Annotated in this window: 13 protein-coding genes; 8 read left to right on the forward strand and 5 right to left on the reverse strand. The window is 65.5% G+C overall.

All coding sequences use genetic code 11. The annotated features are described in order from the left end of the window. Positions 1 to 27: 27 nt before the first annotated feature. The 3 genes from AC1DYW_RS15530 to AC1DYW_RS15540 all read right to left on the reverse strand — a co-directional run bounded on the left by AC1DYW_RS15530 (position 28) and on the right by AC1DYW_RS15540 (position 3,311). Complete coding sequence (locus tag AC1DYW_RS15530) at positions 28 to 1,566, reverse strand: mannitol dehydrogenase family protein (RefSeq protein WP_477226808.1); 1,539 nt, start codon at positions 1,564 to 1,566, stop codon at positions 28 to 30. After that, positions 1,563 to 2,345, reverse strand: coding sequence for an SDR family oxidoreductase (locus tag AC1DYW_RS15535; protein WP_477226809.1), 783 nt, complete (start codon positions 2,343 to 2,345; stop codon positions 1,563 to 1,565). Before AC1DYW_RS15535 ends, AC1DYW_RS15530 begins: the two co-directional genes overlap by 4 nt. Before the next feature lie 78 nt (positions 2,346 to 2,423). Continuing rightward, positions 2,424 to 3,311 carry a MurR/RpiR family transcriptional regulator gene (locus AC1DYW_RS15540; RefSeq protein ID WP_477226810.1) on the reverse strand — a complete coding sequence of 296 codons (888 nt, stop codon included), beginning with the start codon at positions 3,309 to 3,311 and terminating at the stop codon, positions 2,424 to 2,426. 123 nt (positions 3,312 to 3,434) lie between these two features. On the opposite strand from AC1DYW_RS15540, the gene AC1DYW_RS15545 reads away from it, so the two are divergent. The 8 genes from AC1DYW_RS15545 to AC1DYW_RS15580 all read left to right on the forward strand — a co-directional run bounded on the left by AC1DYW_RS15545 (position 3,435) and on the right by AC1DYW_RS15580 (position 12,992). Beyond that, a complete protein-coding gene (locus AC1DYW_RS15545; RefSeq protein ID WP_477226811.1) occupies positions 3,435 to 4,619 on the forward strand; it encodes a Gfo/Idh/MocA family protein in 1,185 nt (394 codons plus the stop codon). Beyond that, positions 4,579 to 5,700 (forward strand): L,D-transpeptidase, encoded by a 1,122-nt coding sequence (locus AC1DYW_RS15550; RefSeq protein WP_477226812.1) that lies wholly within the window; start codon positions 4,579 to 4,581, stop codon positions 5,698 to 5,700. The genes AC1DYW_RS15545 and AC1DYW_RS15550 overlap by 41 nt, the downstream gene beginning before the upstream one ends. Positions 5,701 to 6,044: 344 nt before the next feature. Then, on the forward strand, positions 6,045 to 6,929 hold the full coding sequence (locus AC1DYW_RS15555; RefSeq protein ID WP_477226813.1) for a helix-turn-helix domain-containing protein: 885 nt from the start codon (positions 6,045 to 6,047) through the stop codon (positions 6,927 to 6,929). A gap of 249 nt (positions 6,930 to 7,178) precedes the next feature. Beyond that, the gene (locus tag AC1DYW_RS15560; RefSeq protein ID WP_477226814.1) at positions 7,179 to 8,255 is read left to right on the forward strand and encodes an ABC transporter substrate-binding protein; all 1,077 of its coding nucleotides are present in this window, start codon (positions 7,179 to 7,181) and stop codon (positions 8,253 to 8,255) included. Positions 8,256 to 8,398: 143 nt separating this feature from the next. Continuing rightward, positions 8,399 to 9,220: an ATP-binding cassette domain-containing protein gene (locus AC1DYW_RS15565; protein ID WP_477226815.1), complete on the forward strand. Its 822-nt coding sequence runs from the start codon at positions 8,399 to 8,401 to the stop codon at positions 9,218 to 9,220. Continuing rightward, on the forward strand, positions 9,217 to 10,470 hold the full coding sequence (locus AC1DYW_RS15570; RefSeq protein ID WP_457151763.1) for a sugar ABC transporter permease: 1,254 nt from the start codon (positions 9,217 to 9,219) through the stop codon (positions 10,468 to 10,470). Before AC1DYW_RS15565 ends, AC1DYW_RS15570 begins: the two co-directional genes overlap by 4 nt. 22 nt (positions 10,471 to 10,492) lie before the next feature. After that, a complete protein-coding gene (locus AC1DYW_RS15575; RefSeq protein WP_477226816.1) occupies positions 10,493 to 11,218 on the forward strand; it encodes an SDR family oxidoreductase in 726 nt (241 codons plus the stop codon). A gap of 172 nt (positions 11,219 to 11,390) precedes the next feature. After that, positions 11,391 to 12,992 (forward strand): FGGY-family carbohydrate kinase, encoded by a 1,602-nt coding sequence (locus AC1DYW_RS15580; RefSeq protein ID WP_477226817.1) that lies wholly within the window; start codon positions 11,391 to 11,393, stop codon positions 12,990 to 12,992. Between the two features lie 70 nt (positions 12,993 to 13,062). Here the strand turns inward: AC1DYW_RS15580 and AC1DYW_RS15585 are convergent, their stop codons facing one another. After that, the gene (locus AC1DYW_RS15585; RefSeq protein ID WP_477226818.1) at positions 13,063 to 13,404 is read right to left on the reverse strand and encodes a hypothetical protein; all 342 of its coding nucleotides are present in this window, start codon (positions 13,402 to 13,404) and stop codon (positions 13,063 to 13,065) included. A 128-nt stretch (positions 13,405 to 13,532) separates the two neighbouring features. Beyond that, complete coding sequence (gene dinB, locus AC1DYW_RS15590; RefSeq protein ID WP_477226819.1) at positions 13,533 to 14,780, reverse strand: DNA polymerase IV; 1,248 nt, start codon at positions 14,778 to 14,780, stop codon at positions 13,533 to 13,535. Between the last annotated feature and the right edge of the window lie 187 nt (positions 14,781 to 14,967).

The raw sequence follows: 14,967 nt of genomic DNA on the forward strand, positions 1-14,967 counted from the left end.
TCGTCGTGGCTTCATGACCGACTTCCACTATGCCGATTGTGCGGGCCGCTTCAACCGTACCGCCTCGCCCTGTTCCAGACTGTGCCTGACGGCGGCCATCGGATCGTCCGACAGCAGCTCGCCGAGCGTTGATGTGACGGACCTGCGGAACACATCGTTCGCGGCAAGGCCGGGCTCGAAAATCGTGTCGATGGCAAGGATGCCGGCCACCAGTGCCTGTGGATCGCGGCCGGTTGCGTCCGATATGTCGGCGACCTTGCCGGCATAGGGGTCCGACACCGGCCAGCGTTTGCCGAACCGTGCCGAGGCCTGGATCAGATAGGCCATCCAGCCGGCGACCGGGAGCGCCAGCAGCGCGATGCTTTGGCCCTGGCTCAGGCGGTCGCGGATCGGGTTGAGCAGGCGCTGGACGATCTTTTGCGAACCGTCGGTGGCAATCTGGTGGTTGCGGTGGCGGATCGCGATATTGCGCAGCCGGCCGAGGCTCTGCGCGACATAGGCCAGCGGTTCCATGCCGGGCACAGGCAGCAGCGTCGGCAGCGTCTCTTCGACAAGCATGCGTTGCACGAAGGCCAACAGCAGCGGGTCGGCGATCGCATCGAATGTGTGTTCGAGGCCGGCCAGCACGCCAAGCGTGGCGAGCGTCGTCTGGGCGCCGTTGAGCACCCGCATCTTGAGATGCTCGAACGGCGTGACATCGTCGACGAAGCTGGCGCCGACCCGATCCCAGCGCGGCACGCGGCCGGCGAATTTCTGCTCGATCACCCACTGCCGGAACGGCTCGCCGACGACGACCGCCGCATCTCGGTAGCCGAAACGCTGCTCGACGCCGTCGAGGTCGGCTTGCGTGACCGCCGGCGCGATGCGGTCGACCATGGCCGACGGGAAGGCGGCGTTGGCCGAGATCCAGTCGGCAAGGCCGTTGCCGCGCCGTTCGGCAAAAGCCTGCACGACATTGGCCAGGATAGTGCCATTGGCCGGGATGTTGTCGCAGGAGAGCAGCGTCAGCGGCCGGCCATGTGTCGCCCGGCGCACTTCCAGCGCCCGCGCCAGGAGGCCGGGCACACTGCGTGGCATCCCGGGGTTGGCGAGGTCGTGGACGATGTCGGGATGGTCGAGATCGAGTTCGCCGCTGGACGGGATGTGGCAATAGCCTTTCTCGGTCACCGTCGTCGTCACCAGTTCGATGTCGGAGGAGGACAGCACATCGAGCGCGGGTGCGGCACTCGCCTGGCTGTCGACGACCTCTATGATGCTGCCGATGACGCGCGCCTCGACGTTGCCGTTCTCGCGGATCAACCGCGTGTAGAGACAGCTTTGCCGGCCAAGTGTGTCGTCAAGGCGGGGTGGCCGGATGTTGATGCCGACGACGCCCCAGCGGTCGAAATGGCTGGCCAGCAGATCGTCGGTGTATTCGGCCTGGTGGCAGCGATGGAAGGCGCCGACGCCGAGGTGCGCCATGCCGGGCGCGAGCGCCGCGCGGTCATAGGCCGGTTTCTGGACGGTGGTTGGCAACCGGGCGAGCAGCGCCGGCCCAAGTGTCTCGGGGGAGGGGGCGACGCTCACCGGTTCGCCCCGATCACCCACTGTTCCTGGTCGACCAGCGTGCCGGTCATCGGTCCGGCCGTGTCGGAAAGCAGGAAGACGGCGAGGTTCGCCACATCGCTTGTCGAGAACAGGCGGCCGAAAGGCTGCGAGGCCTTGGCGGCGTCGAGCCAGCCCGGACCGTTGCCGAGCGTCTCGGCCTGCATGGTGCGTTCGGCCGGTGTGTCGGTCCAGCCGACATTGATGCCGTTGACGCGGATGCGGTCGAAGCGGTGGGCGTTGGCGGCGTTCTTGGTCAGCGTCGCCAGCGCGCCCTTGGTGGCCGAGTACACCGCGAGCTCCGGCGAGCCGCAATGGGCATTGATCGACAGGATGTTGACGATGGCGCCGCCCTGGCCGCGCTTCTTCATATCGGCAATCGCCGCCTGCATGAGGAAGAATGGTGCGCGCGCATTGACGGCGAACAGCGCTGCCCAGTCATCGAGGTCGGCATCGAGGAAGGACGCGCGGTCGGTCAGGCCGGCGGCGTTGACAAGGCCGTCGATGCGGTCGAAGCGATCGATGCAGGCTTGCGCCAGCAGGGCAGGGGCTTCAGGGTCGGAGAGATCGGCGGCGACGAAGACAGTGGGCGTGCCGAGCCGCGAAAGCTCAGCTGCCACGGCATCGCCGCGCGCCTTCTCGCGACCGGTGACCAGCAGACCACCGGCGCCCGAACGCGCAAGCGTTTCGGCAATCGCTCGGCCAATGCCTTGCGTCGCGCCGGTGACCAGCACCACCTTGCCTTTGAGCTGAAGCTCCATTCCTCCTCCCGGAACAAAGTTTCTATTTTTCGAAATATGGAACGTCAATTCCCGGCAGTCAATTGTGCCAGCAGCGCCTCATTGGCCGCGGCGCGCGACGACTGCGTGGACCAGCGCCATGCCGACGGCCAGCGACGCCGCCAGCGAGCGGAAGCCGGCAAAGTCGGATTCGACCACCTCCAGCCAGGTGTCCGACAGCCGGATCAGCGGGCTGAAGGTGCTGTCGGTGATGGTGACGATGCCGGCGTTGCGCTCATGCGCCACGGCGACGAGGTCGGGTGTGATCGAATTGTAGGGGCTGAAGGACACCGCCAGCACGGCGTCCTGCCTGCCGATGCAGCCGACCTGGTCGAGCGCGGTGGAGCCGACATTGTCGACCAGCACGTTGCGCACGCCCTGCTGCGAGAGCGTCAGCGACAGATAGGTGGTGACGGGGAAGGCGCGCTTGGAGCCGATGACATAGATCAGGTCGGCGGCCGCCAGCAGCGTCACCATCTTCTCGAAACTCTCGATGTCGAAACCGCTCTCGACGCGGCCAAGCGAGGCCTGCGAGGCGCCGACCATGCCGTGCAGGAAATGCAGATCGGCGTTGGGTTCGCTCCGCTGCTCGCCGCGTCCGTCCGGCCACGACCCTTTGATATGGTCCTTGAACAGGCCCTGGAAATCGGAAAAGCCGGCATAGCCAAAGATCTGGGCGAAGCGCACCAGCGTCGAGGGCTGCACGCCGGCCTGTGCCGCTACCTGCGCGATGGTGCCGAGCGCGACGTCGCTCGGATGTTGCCACAGGAAGATGGCGACCTGACGCAACCGCTTGGGGAAATGCACGGTGCCGGACGACAGAACCGCGCGCAACTCCTCATAGGTCTGCGGCTGGATGTAGCCGAGTGCCGCCAGCGAGCGTCCGCGTTTGCGGGTCGCTGCTTCGTCGGCAACGGATCGTCCCGATGTTTTGCCTGCCCCACTCATGATTTCAGGCTAGCGCGGCACGATCGTTTTACAATATGGAAATTGGAAATCGTGTTCGAAAGCTCTGGCGATGTCTTAGGCTTGCCCCCCCAGAAATCGCCTGTCCGGAGGAGTTTGAAAATCATGGTCTATGCAACATCGGACGGCTCGACACGCCAACGCTTGCGGGTCGGCATGGTTGGTGGCGGCCGCAATGCTTTCATCGGCGCCGTGCACCGGCTGGCTATGCGGCTTGACGACCAGATCGTGCTGGTCGCCGGCGCGCTGTCATCCGACCCGGAGAACGCCGCCGCCTCGGCCGCCGAGATCGGTATCGCGCCGGAGCGCAGCTATGCCGACTATCGCGTCATGGCGCAGGCCGAAGCCGCGCTGCCGGACGGCATCGAGGCCGTCGTCATCGTCACGCCAAACCATCTGCACGCACCAATCGCGACAGCCTTCCTCGAAGCCGGCATCGACGTGATCTGCGACAAGCCGCTGTCGACGACGCTGGCCGACGCCGAAACGCTGGTGGCGCTGGCGCGGTCGAAGAAACGCCGCTTCGTCGTCACCCTCAACAACACCGGCTACGCCATGGTCCGCCAGGCGCGCGAGATGGTGGTGGCCGGCGAACTCGGGCGCATCGTGTCGGTGCACGGCGCCTACATCCAGGACTGGCTGACCAGACCGATCGACGCCGAAGGCCAGAAGCAGGCGGAGTGGCGCACCGACCCGGCGCGCGCTGGGCAGTCGGCGGTGCTGGCCGATATCGGCGTGCATGCCTTCAATCTGGCAAGCTACATCTCGGGCTGTGAGGCCGAGGCGGTTTCGGCCGACCTGTTCACCGCGGTGCCGGGGCGCCGGCTCGACGACAATGCCCATGTGCTGGTGCGCTGGGCCGGCGGAGCGCGCGGCACAATCCTGGCCAGCCAGACATCGCCCGGCCACTACAATGATTTGTCCGTGCGCATCTATGGCGACAGAGCCGGGCTGGAATGGTCGGGCGCGCGGCCTGAGGAACTGCGCTTCTCCATCTACGGCGAGGAAAGCCGCACGCTGGTGCGCGGCGGCCATGGCTCGACGCAGGAGAGCCGGCGGGTGTCGCGCATGCCTGCGGCGCATCCTGAAGGTTACATCGAGGCCTTCGCCAATTTCTACCGCGACGCCGCCGATATCATTCGCGCGCATCGCTCGGGCGCGGCGGTCGATCCGGCCCGGGCGGCGCAAGTGCCTGACGTCGTCGACGGCGCGCGCGGCGTAAAGTTCGTCGCGGCGGCGGTGGAGTCGAATGCAGCTGGTGGAGCGTGGACGCAAGCCCGGTTCGGGTGAGAGCGAGGCGCGACCCGATCCGCCCAAACATGACCGCTTCTATCCGGGCCGGAAAGCCTCTAGACTGACGGCTGGTCATGACGAGGGGGGCGGCATGGGGCTCGACAGACGGCATTTGGTTCTTGGCGCCGGCGTGCTGGCGTTGTTGCCGGCGGCGCGAAGCTTCGCCGCCGAGACGCTTGAGGACATCAAGGATCTCAAGCCCGGCGAGTTCACCTGGCATCCGGAACGCCAGAAGAAGGGGCCGGTCGCCATCATCGTCTCCTTGCCGCAGCAACGCGTGCATGTTTATCGCAACGGCGTGCGCATAGCCGTCTCGACCTGTTCGTCCGGCAAGCCCGGGCATGAGACGCCGACCGGCATCTTCGTCATTCTCCAAAAGGACAAGGACCACAAGTCGAGCACCTACAATGATGCGCCGATGCCGAACATGAACCGGCTGACATGGTCGGGCATCGCGCTGCATGCCGGCAATCTGCCGGGCTATCCGGCCTCGCATGGCTGCGTGCGGCTGCCGCTCGCCTTTTCCAGCAATCTGTTTGGCATCACCCATATCGGCACGCCGGTCATCATTTCGGGCGCGCGCGGCGACCCGGCCGAACTGACCAATCCCGGAATGGTGCTGGGTGGCTACGCGGCCGGGCAGTTCCAGAACGTCGTCGCTTCCAAGGACGGCCACAAGCGCGCCGCCGATTGGGTCGAGCCGGAGGATTTCCCGGTCACCTCGATCATCGCCTCGTCGGGCGACAAGGAGATCATGCTGATCGAGAACGGCGTGGTCGTGGCGCAGGCGCCATTGACCATCACCGGCTCCGGCGGGCTTGGCAGCCATGTGCTGACCTTGCAGGTGGCGGGCGCCGCCAATGACTGGCAATGGGTCGACATCAGCCGCAGCGCCAGTTCCGGTTCGTTCTTCAACAATGAGCAAGACATGCTCAAGCGGCTCAGCACGCAAAAGAGCTTCCTCGACGCCATGCAGGCGAGGATGCATCCGGGCATGGTGATGGTGCTCACCGACGCGCCGCTGCATCCCGACAGCCGCTCCGGCCAGGACTTCGTCGTCATGTCGGCGACGGATTGAGGAGGTTTCCGCTTACGGCGGTCGCACACGAGGTGGCTTTGACCCAGCTTGCGTGTCTTGATCCGAGGCGGATGGCCGGGAGCGCAGGTTCAACTGGGGCAGTTGCTTCGGCCCGAACCAGGCGCGTTGCGGTCAGCGGTGCTGATCCCATCCTGCCCGAATATTGCCTTTCCGTGTCCCTTTCCCGGTTAAAAAAGTATCATCCACTGCCCTGAATCGTGGTGGCGCCTGCTGTCATGAGCCGGTAGCGTGGTCTCGAAATGCAGAGCCGAAACCAATTCGGCCGGTTTAGGGAATGTGGGTCGAACGCGGCAACGATCCGTGCCGGCCCGGAGGAGACGGACATGGAACCGGACCTGGAAGTTGTCCAGATACGACGCGGTGAGTCCTTCAAGGCGTGGTCGCATGGCTACCCCTTCCACACGGTGCGTTGGCATTTCCATCCCGAATATGAACTGCATCAGGTGATCTTCACCAACGGCCGCTATTTCGTCGGCGACTTCATCGGCGAGTTCGAGCCAGGCAATCTGGTGCTGACCGGTCCGAACCTGCCGCACAATTGGGTGAGCGATATCCCGAGGGACAGCTCCATTCCGCTGCGCGGCCGCATCATCCAGTTTTCGGAAAGCTTCATTGGTGATGCCATGCATGTGCTGCCGGAACTGGCGGGGCTCGGCCCACTGCTCGAGGCGTCGCGGCGCGGCGTGCTGTTTTCCAGCCGCACCAGCAAGGAGCTGGCGCCGCTGATGGAAGAGATGATGCAGGCGCAAGGCGTGCGCCGCATCGAGCTGTTCATGATGATATCGGGCCTGCTCAGCCGGGCCCAGGAGTTCCAGCTGCTCGCCAGCGCCAGCTACCGGCCCGATCCCTCGGGCTATATGACCGCCGGCATGAACAAGGCGTTGGCATATATCCGTGAAAACCTGACGCAGTTGTTCGACGAGACGGATCTGGCGGCCATTGCCGGCCAGTCGACCGGCGCCTTCTCACGCTCGTTTCGCCGCCACACCGGCATGTCGCTGGTGCAATATGTCAAGCGGCTGCGCATCAACCTCGCCTGCCAGATCCTGATGAGCGACGAGCAGGCCTCGATCACCGACATCTGCTACGAGGTCGGCTTCAACAATCTGTCCAATTTCAACCGGCAGTTCCTGGCGGAGAAGGGCATGCCGCCCTCGCGTTTCAGGCGCCTGCTGGCCGACAACATCAACGCGGGAAAAGCCGCTTAACGGAGGAGCCAGGGAGGAACCAAGGGAGGAACCACATTTTTCGCCTGACAACGTGGCCCGCATAACGCGGTCCGCGATGGAGAGCGCTTGTCCTAGAAATCCTTCGTCAGCGGAGGATGTCGGCGCGGCCAAGAGGCCGGTGCCGGGCCCTGGTTCCCAATTGCAGTTGGGGCGAGGGCGGAGGCGTGTCTTCACAACAAAGCAGTCAACGACCTTCTTACAACCATATCCAGAAACGGAGAAGACCGAATGACCCGATTTTCATCTTCATTGAAGTCCGCCGGCATGGGAGCAATTGCGCTGTCGCTGTTGGCCGGCACCGCCGCGATCGCAAGGGCCGCCGAGGTCACCGACGCCACCGTCGCCTTCCTGATGCCCGACCAGGCCTCGACCCGTTATGAACAGCACGACTATCCCGGCTTCGCCGCCGAGATGAAGAAGCTGTGCCCGGGCTGCAAGGTGCTCTACCAGAACGCCGATGCCGACGCCTCGCGCCAGCAGCAGCAGTTCAACTCGGTGATCTCGCAGGGCGCCAAGGCGATCGTGCTCGATCCCGTGGACTCGACCGCCGCCGCTTCGCTGGTCAAGCTGGCGCAGAGCCAGGGCATCAAGGTCATCGCCTATGACCGGCCGATCCCGACCGCACCGGCCGACTTCTATGTCTCGTTCAACAATGAAGGCATCGGCAAGGCTATCGCCGACTCGCTGGTCGCGCATCTGAAGGCGCTGAAGGTCGATCCGGCCACCGGCGGCGTTTTGCAGATCAACGGCTCGCCGACCGACGCGGCGGCAGGCCTGATCAAGAAGGGCATCCATGAAGGCCTCGACAACAGCGGCTACCAGATCCTGGCCGAATTCGACACGCCGGAATGGGCGCCGCCGAAGGCGCAGCAATGGGCCGGCGGCCAGATCACCCGCTTCGGGCCCAAGATCCTCGGCGTCGTCGCCGCCAATGACGGCACCGGTGGTGGCGCCATCGCGGCCTTCAAGGCAGCCGGCGTCGATCCGGTACCCCCGGTGACCGGCAACGACGCGACGATCGCCGCCTTGCAGCTGATCATCGCCGGCGACCAGTACAACACCATCTCCAAGCCGAGCGAGATCGTGGCGGCAGCTGCTGCCAACGTCGCCATCAAGCTGCTTTCGGGCGAGACGCCGAAGGCCGAGATGACGCTCTACGACACGCCCTCGCAGCTGTTCACGCCGGCGGTGGTGACGCAGGAAAACCTGAAGGCCGAGATCATCGACAAGAAGATCAACACCGCGGCCGAACTCTGCGTCGATCGCTACGCGGAAGGCTGCAAGAAGCTGGGCATCGGGAACTGACCGCGACCCTTGCCCCATTCCGCTCCCTGGCCGAAAAATAGGTTGGAGCCCCATCCCGAATACATCGGGCTGGAGCTCTGGCGGCGGCCAGGCAGCGCCCACCCGCTTTTTGAACCGGTCCTTTCTTGAAAGGTATTCCAGGCATGATCGATACCCCGGATGAACCGGTTCCGACAGGCGAGCTGGTGCTCAGCCTGCGCGGCATTTCGAAGAATTTCGGCGCCGTCTCGGCGCTCACCGACATCGATCTCGATGTCCATGCCGGCGAGGTGGTGGCGCTGGTCGGCGACAACGGCGCCGGCAAGTCGACGCTGGTCAAGATCCTCGCCGGCGTGCATCAGCCGAGCTCCGGCACCATCAGCTATCGCGGCAAGCAGGTGACGCTGGCCGACCCGAGTGCGGCGCTGACGCTCGGCATCGCCACCGTGTTCCAGGACCTGGCGCTGTGCGAGAACCTCGACATCGTCGCCAACATCTTCCTCGGCCGCGAGCTCAACCCGCTGCGGCTGGACGAGGTGGCGATGGAAGTGCGCGCCTGGACGCTGCTGAACGAGCTTTCGGCGCGCATCCCCAGTGTGCGCGAAGTGGTTGCGTCGCTGTCGGGCGGCCAGCGCCAGACGGTGGCGATCGCCCGCTCGCTGCTGCTCGAACCCAAGCTGATCCTGCTCGACGAGCCGAGGGCGGCGCTTGGTGTCGCACAGACGGCCGAAGTGCTCAACCTGATCGAGCGGGTGCGCGACCGCGGGCTCGGCGTCGTCATCATCAGCCACAACATGGAAGACGTGCGCGCGGTCGCCGACCGCATCGTCGTGCTGCGGCTTGGCCGCAACAACGGCATCTTCACCCCAGACGCCTCGAACCAGGAGCTGGTCAGCGCCATCACCGGCGCGTCGAACAATTCGGTGTCGCGACGCGCCGAACGCCGGCAAGCGCGGCAGGATCAAACCCAGGAGCCACACCCATGAGCCGTCAAGTCGAACAGGCAGCTCCGCCGCAGCTCGACCGCGCCGACGTGCGCGTCAAGCACGAGGCGGGCTTGAGCGGCAGCATCCGCGCCTTCGTCGACCGCGTGCGCTCGGGCGATCTCGGCTCGCTGCCGGTCATCGTCGGGCTGGTCATCATCTGGACGGTGTTCGCCAGCATCAATCCGATCTTCCTGTCGAGCAGCAACCTGGTCAATCTGCTGTTCGATTCCTCCACCGTCGGCGTCATTGCGCTCGGCATCGTCTGCGTTTTGATGGTCGGCGAGATCGACCTGTCGGTCGGCTCGATCAGCGGCTTTGCCTCGGCGCTGGTCGGCACGCTGTGGGTCAACCAGGGCTGGCCGGTGGCGCTCGCCATCCTCGCCGCGGTCGCCGTCGGCGGCTTCATCGGCGCGCTCTACGCGCTGCTGTTCAACCGGCTCGGCATGCCGAGCTTCGTCTCGACGCTCGCAGGACTGCTCGCGGTGCTCGGCCTGCAGCTCTACATCCTTGGCTCCACCGGCTCGATCAACCTGCCTTACGGCTCGAACCTGGTTAATTTCGGCCAGCTTCTGGTGATGCCGAAATTCGTGTCGTTCGGGCTGGCGGCTGTGCCCGGCATCGTCATGCTGATCACCGGCCTGCGCACCGTTGCGCGCCGCCGCGCCGCCAACCTGTCGGCACCCTCGACCGGCGGCATCGTCACGCGGGCGGTGGCGATCACGATCGTGCTCGAACTCATCGTCTTCTACCTCAACCAGGCGCGCGGCATCCCGTGGATGTTCGGCCTGTTCGTCGGCCTGGTCATTGCCATGCACTACGCGCTGACGCGGACGAAATGGGGCCGCTCGATGTCGGCGGTCGGCGGCAATCGCGAGGCAGCGCGGCGCGCCGGCATCAATGTGCGGCTGATCTATTCCAGCGCCTTCGTGCTGTGCTCGATGCTGGCCGCTTTCGGCGGCGTGCTGTCGGCGGCCCGGCTTGCGTCGGCCAGCCAGCAGGCCGGCACCGGCGACGTCAACCTCAACGCCATCGCGGCGGCCGTCATCGGCGGCACCAGCCTGTTCGGCGGCCGCGGCAGCGCCTATTCGGCACTGCTCGGCATCATCGTCATCCAGTCGATCGCCAGCGGCTTGACGCTGCTCGATCTGTCCTCGTCGCTTCGGTACATGATCACAGGCGCCGTGCTTGCCATAGCAGTCATCGTCGACTCGCTGGCTCGCCGTTCGCGTGTTTCCCATGGCCGGGCCTGAACCCATCAACAGGAAGAGAGCTATGACTCAACTGTCCGGAAAAGTTGCGGCCGTCACCGGGGCGGCGTCGGGGATCGGCCTCGAATGCGCAAGATACATGCTGGCGGCTGGCGCCAGCGTGGTGCTGGTCGACCGCGCCGAGGCGACGCTGAACAGCCTGTGCGCCGACCTCGGCCCCAAGGCGATCCCGCTGGTGATCGACCTGATGCAGCCATCAAGCGTCGCCACCATGATGCCGCAGATCCTGGAAAAGGCCGGGCAGCTCGACATCTTCCATGCCAATGCCGGCGCCTATGTCGGCGGCGAGGTGCTGACCGGTGATCCAGACACCTGGGACCGCATGCTGAACCTCAACATCAACGCCGTCTTCCGCTCGATCCACGCGGTGTTGCCGCACATGGTCGAGCGCAAGACCGGCGATATCATCGTCACCAGTTCGATCGCCGGGCTGGTTCCGGTGGTCTGGGAGCCGATCTACACCGCGTCCAAGCATGCCGTGCAGGCCTTCGTCCACACAGTACGCCGGCAGGTGGCCAAGCACGGCCTGCGCGTCGGTGCCGTGGCGCCAGGCCCGGTGGTGACCGCGCTGGTCGACGACTGGCCGAAGGCCAAGCTCGAGGAAGAGCTCGCCGCCGGCGGTCTGATGCAGCCGCGCGAGGTCGCAGAGGCAGTGATGTTCATGCTGACCCGGCCGCGCAACGTGACTATCCGGGACCTGGTGATCCTGCCGCAGAGCAATGATCTTTAAGGGAGTAGGGGAATAGGGGAGTACGGGAGTAGGGGAGTACGGGAGTAGGGGAGTAGGGCAGTATGTTGTTCTGCGGTCCAAAGTCCGGGCTCAAATCTAGTCGCTATTCGCCTGCTGCCTATTCCCCTACTGCCTGCCTTACTCCCCTACTCCCCTAACCGAAGGTTTCCCCATGCCCCATTATCTCGGCATCGACGTCGGCACCGGCAGCGCGCGGGCAGGGGTGTTCGACCAGGCGGGAAACCTGCTTGCCTCGGCCAAGCACGACATCGAGGTCTGGCGCGAGGCCGGCGACATCGTCGAGCAGTCGAGCCACGACATCTGGCGGGCGGTCTGCATTGCCACCCGCGCCGCTGTCGCTGAAGCCGGCATAGCGCCCGAGGCGATCGCCGGCATCGGTTTCGACGCCACATGTTCGCTGGTGGTGCTGGGTGAGGGCGGCGTGCCGTTGCCGGTGGGTCCGTCCAACAATCCAGAACGCAACATCATCGTCTGGATGGACCACCGCGCGATCGAGCAGACGCGCCGCATCAACCGCAGCGACGCGGCGGTGCTGAGCTATGTCGGCGGTGTCATCTCGCCTGAGATGGAGACACCGAAACTCCTATGGCTTGCGGAAAACATGCCCGCCACCTTCAACGCGGCCTGGCAGTTCCTGGACCTCGCCGATTTCCTGACCTGGCGGGCGACCGGCAGCCTTGCCCGCTCGGTCTGCACGGTGACCTGCAAATGGACTTATCTGGCGCATGAGAGCCGCTGGGATGAGACCTATTTCCGCAACATCGGCCTCGGCGCGCTGGCCGACGAGGCGTTTGCGCGCATCGGCACCGAGATCGTGCCGGCGGGAGCATCGCTGGGCGGCGGACTGACCGCGCAGGCGGCGGCCGACCTTGGCCTCGCCCCCGGCACCGCGGTGGCGGCCGGGCTGATCGATGCGCATGCCGGCGGTGTCGGCACGGTCGGGGCGCGCGGCGATTTCGGCAGTGTCCTGTCGCGCATGGCCTATGTCTTCGGCACCTCGGCCTGCACCCTGTCGTCGACCGCCGAACCGGCCTTCGTCGACGGCGTCTGGGGTCCGTATTTCTCGGCCATGGTGCCGGAGCTGTGGCTGAACGAGGGTGGTCAATCGGCGGCAGGTGCAGCCATCGACCATCTGGTGCGCATGCACCCGGCGGCCGGCGAAGCCGCGGCCAGGGCGCAGGCCGAAGGGCTCGGCCTCAGCGCCTGGCTGTCGCTGCAGGCGCAAGGCCGTGGGGGCGCCGCAGCAATGCCGGCGCTGGTCGGCGAGATCCATGTCGTGCCGGAATTCCTCGGCAACCGCGCACCTTTCGCCGACCCGGATGCGCGCGCGCTGATTGCCGGGCTCGATCTCGACACCAGCCACCAAAGCCTGGTCGGGCTGTATGTCGCCGGCGTCTGCGGGCTGGGCTACGGCGCGCGCCAGATCGTGCGGGCCGAGCATGAGAAGGGCATCCCTGTCGACACCATCGTCGTCAGCGGCGGCGCCGGGCAAAGCCCGCTGGTGCGCCAGCTGCTGGCCGACACGACAGGCATGGTGGTGGTGGCGTCGACCTCGCCGGAGCCGGTGCTGCTCGGCTCGGCGATGTTGGGCGCCGTCGCCGCAGGAGCATACAAGGACCTGGTGACGGCCATGGCGGGCATGTCGGAACTCGGCGAGGTCTATCATCCCAACGCTTCGCTGTCTGGCTGGCACGCCAAGCGTTTCGCGGCGTTCGAGCAGTTGCAGCAAGCCGGCAAGGCGATCAGAGGCTGAAGCAGGCAGCCACAAGAATGGCGTTGAATGGCAGAGGAACACACGTGCGCCTAGGCTGTCTGTCGTCGTCTCATTGAACAGACTGGATGAGCCATAGGAGAGCCAGAAGGTTGGCGAGCGACATGCCGGCCGGGCCGAAGGTTTTCATCCGATCATCGATCGTGGCGCCTATGATCGCATCCCCAGCCTGCACAAGGATCATTATCCAGGCGATGGCTTCAAGCCATTCCGTCGAACCCGTAAAAAACGGCACGGCGCTTGCGACCACCAAGGCCACGCTGCGTGCACAACCGTAGAAAGCTATTGTCCGGGCGTTGCCGGTTTCGTTCATGGCGGCAGCCAAGGAGAAACCGAGACTGACGACCGCGCTGAGAGCTGTGACTGACGCGCAAACGATGAAGGCTGTGAACATCGCATTCCATGGCTTGTGGCCGCTGCACCTTACTCGAATAGCCAGGGCCTGAAATCAAGTCACTCTTTTGCTGCTACCAGTTACAACTTGCGCGGTCATATGCAGGGCACGATTGGCTTCGGCGGCCCTCAGAGCTCCTTCTGCGCCAATTCCCTGAATTCGTCGGGCACGGAGCGTGCGGCCTCCAGCGCCACCGTGCCGTAGCCGACCGCCTGCTTGCCAAAGCGCTCGCGGATCTTGTCGATGGCGCGGTCGGCACCGAAGCGTGCCAGGCCTTTTCGAGTGCCCGGACGGCGCTTCTCATCGGCGAGGCCGAGCGGCAGTTCGAGTTGCAGCTCGGCACTTTCCTCGAGATGCGAGACCGAGATCGCCAGCAGCGAGATCGTCTTCTCGTAAGGGTGGTCGGCAAGCGCGCCGCGCACCAGGTCGCCGGCGATCTCGGCCAGCATCGCGGTCGCCGCGATCGGCTGGTCAAGCGTGATCGAGCGCGTGACGGCGCTGAGATCGGCAAAGCGCACGCGCACCGTCACCGTGCGGCCGGGCCTTGCCTTGGCGCGCAGCCGGCTGGCGACGCGGTCGGCCAGATGCAGCAAAGTGGGCACGATGACCCCTGCAACGGCGGGCTTCTGGCCGAGCGCAGATTGCGCGCCGGCCGAGTGCGCCCGGCGCTTCGTCTCCAGTTTGCGCGGGTCGCGGTTCCATGACAGCGCCGACAACTTTTCGCCGGCGGCGGGACCGAGCAGCCGCATCAGCGCGCCGCTGTGCGTCCTGGCCAGCTGGCCGATGGTCTCGATGCCGATTTCGGCCAGCCGCGCCTTCGTCGCCGGGCCGACGCCCCACATCAGCCCGACCGGCAGGTCGTGCAGAAATGCGATCTCGGTGCCTGGGTCGACCACCACCAGCCCGTCGGGCTTGGCGACCTGCGAGGCGATCTTGGCCAGATGCTTGGTGCGCGCCACGCCGATCGAGATCGGCAGGCCGAGCTCTGCCCGGACGCGGCGGCGGATGGTCGTGGCGATCTCTTGCGGGGATCCGAACAGGTGAGTGCAGCCCGCGACATCGGCAAAGGCTTCGTCGATGGAGATGCGCTCAACCACGGGCGTGAAGTCGTCGAGCACCTTGATCGCCGCGTCGCCCAGGCGCTGGTAGTCGCTGAAATTGCCGCCGACGAAGATCAGCTGCGGGCAGAGTTCGCGCGCCTTGCGTCCGGGCATGCCGCCGCGCACGCAGAAGGCGCGGGCCTCGTAGGAGGCGGCAAGCACGACGCCGCCGCCGACCGCAATTGGTTTGCCGCGCAGCGACGGATCGAGCAACTGCTCGACCGAAGCATAGAAGGCGTCGAGATCGGCATGCAGGATGGTGGCTGTCGTTTCCATCCAGACCGCACATCCGCAGTTGCTGATAGATTGGAACATATAGAGAACAAAGCGCGCACGACTGTCAAGCTGAATGTCGGCGTCCGGTGCTATCAGCCGCGTTCTTCAGCACAAATTGTTCAGGCGACGTCGGATCGCGGTTTTCAACAACGTCTTTAAGACAGGCAACGACACCGTCAGCACACGC

It is taken from the genome of Mesorhizobium sp. P2_D5 (assembly GCF_056404355.1).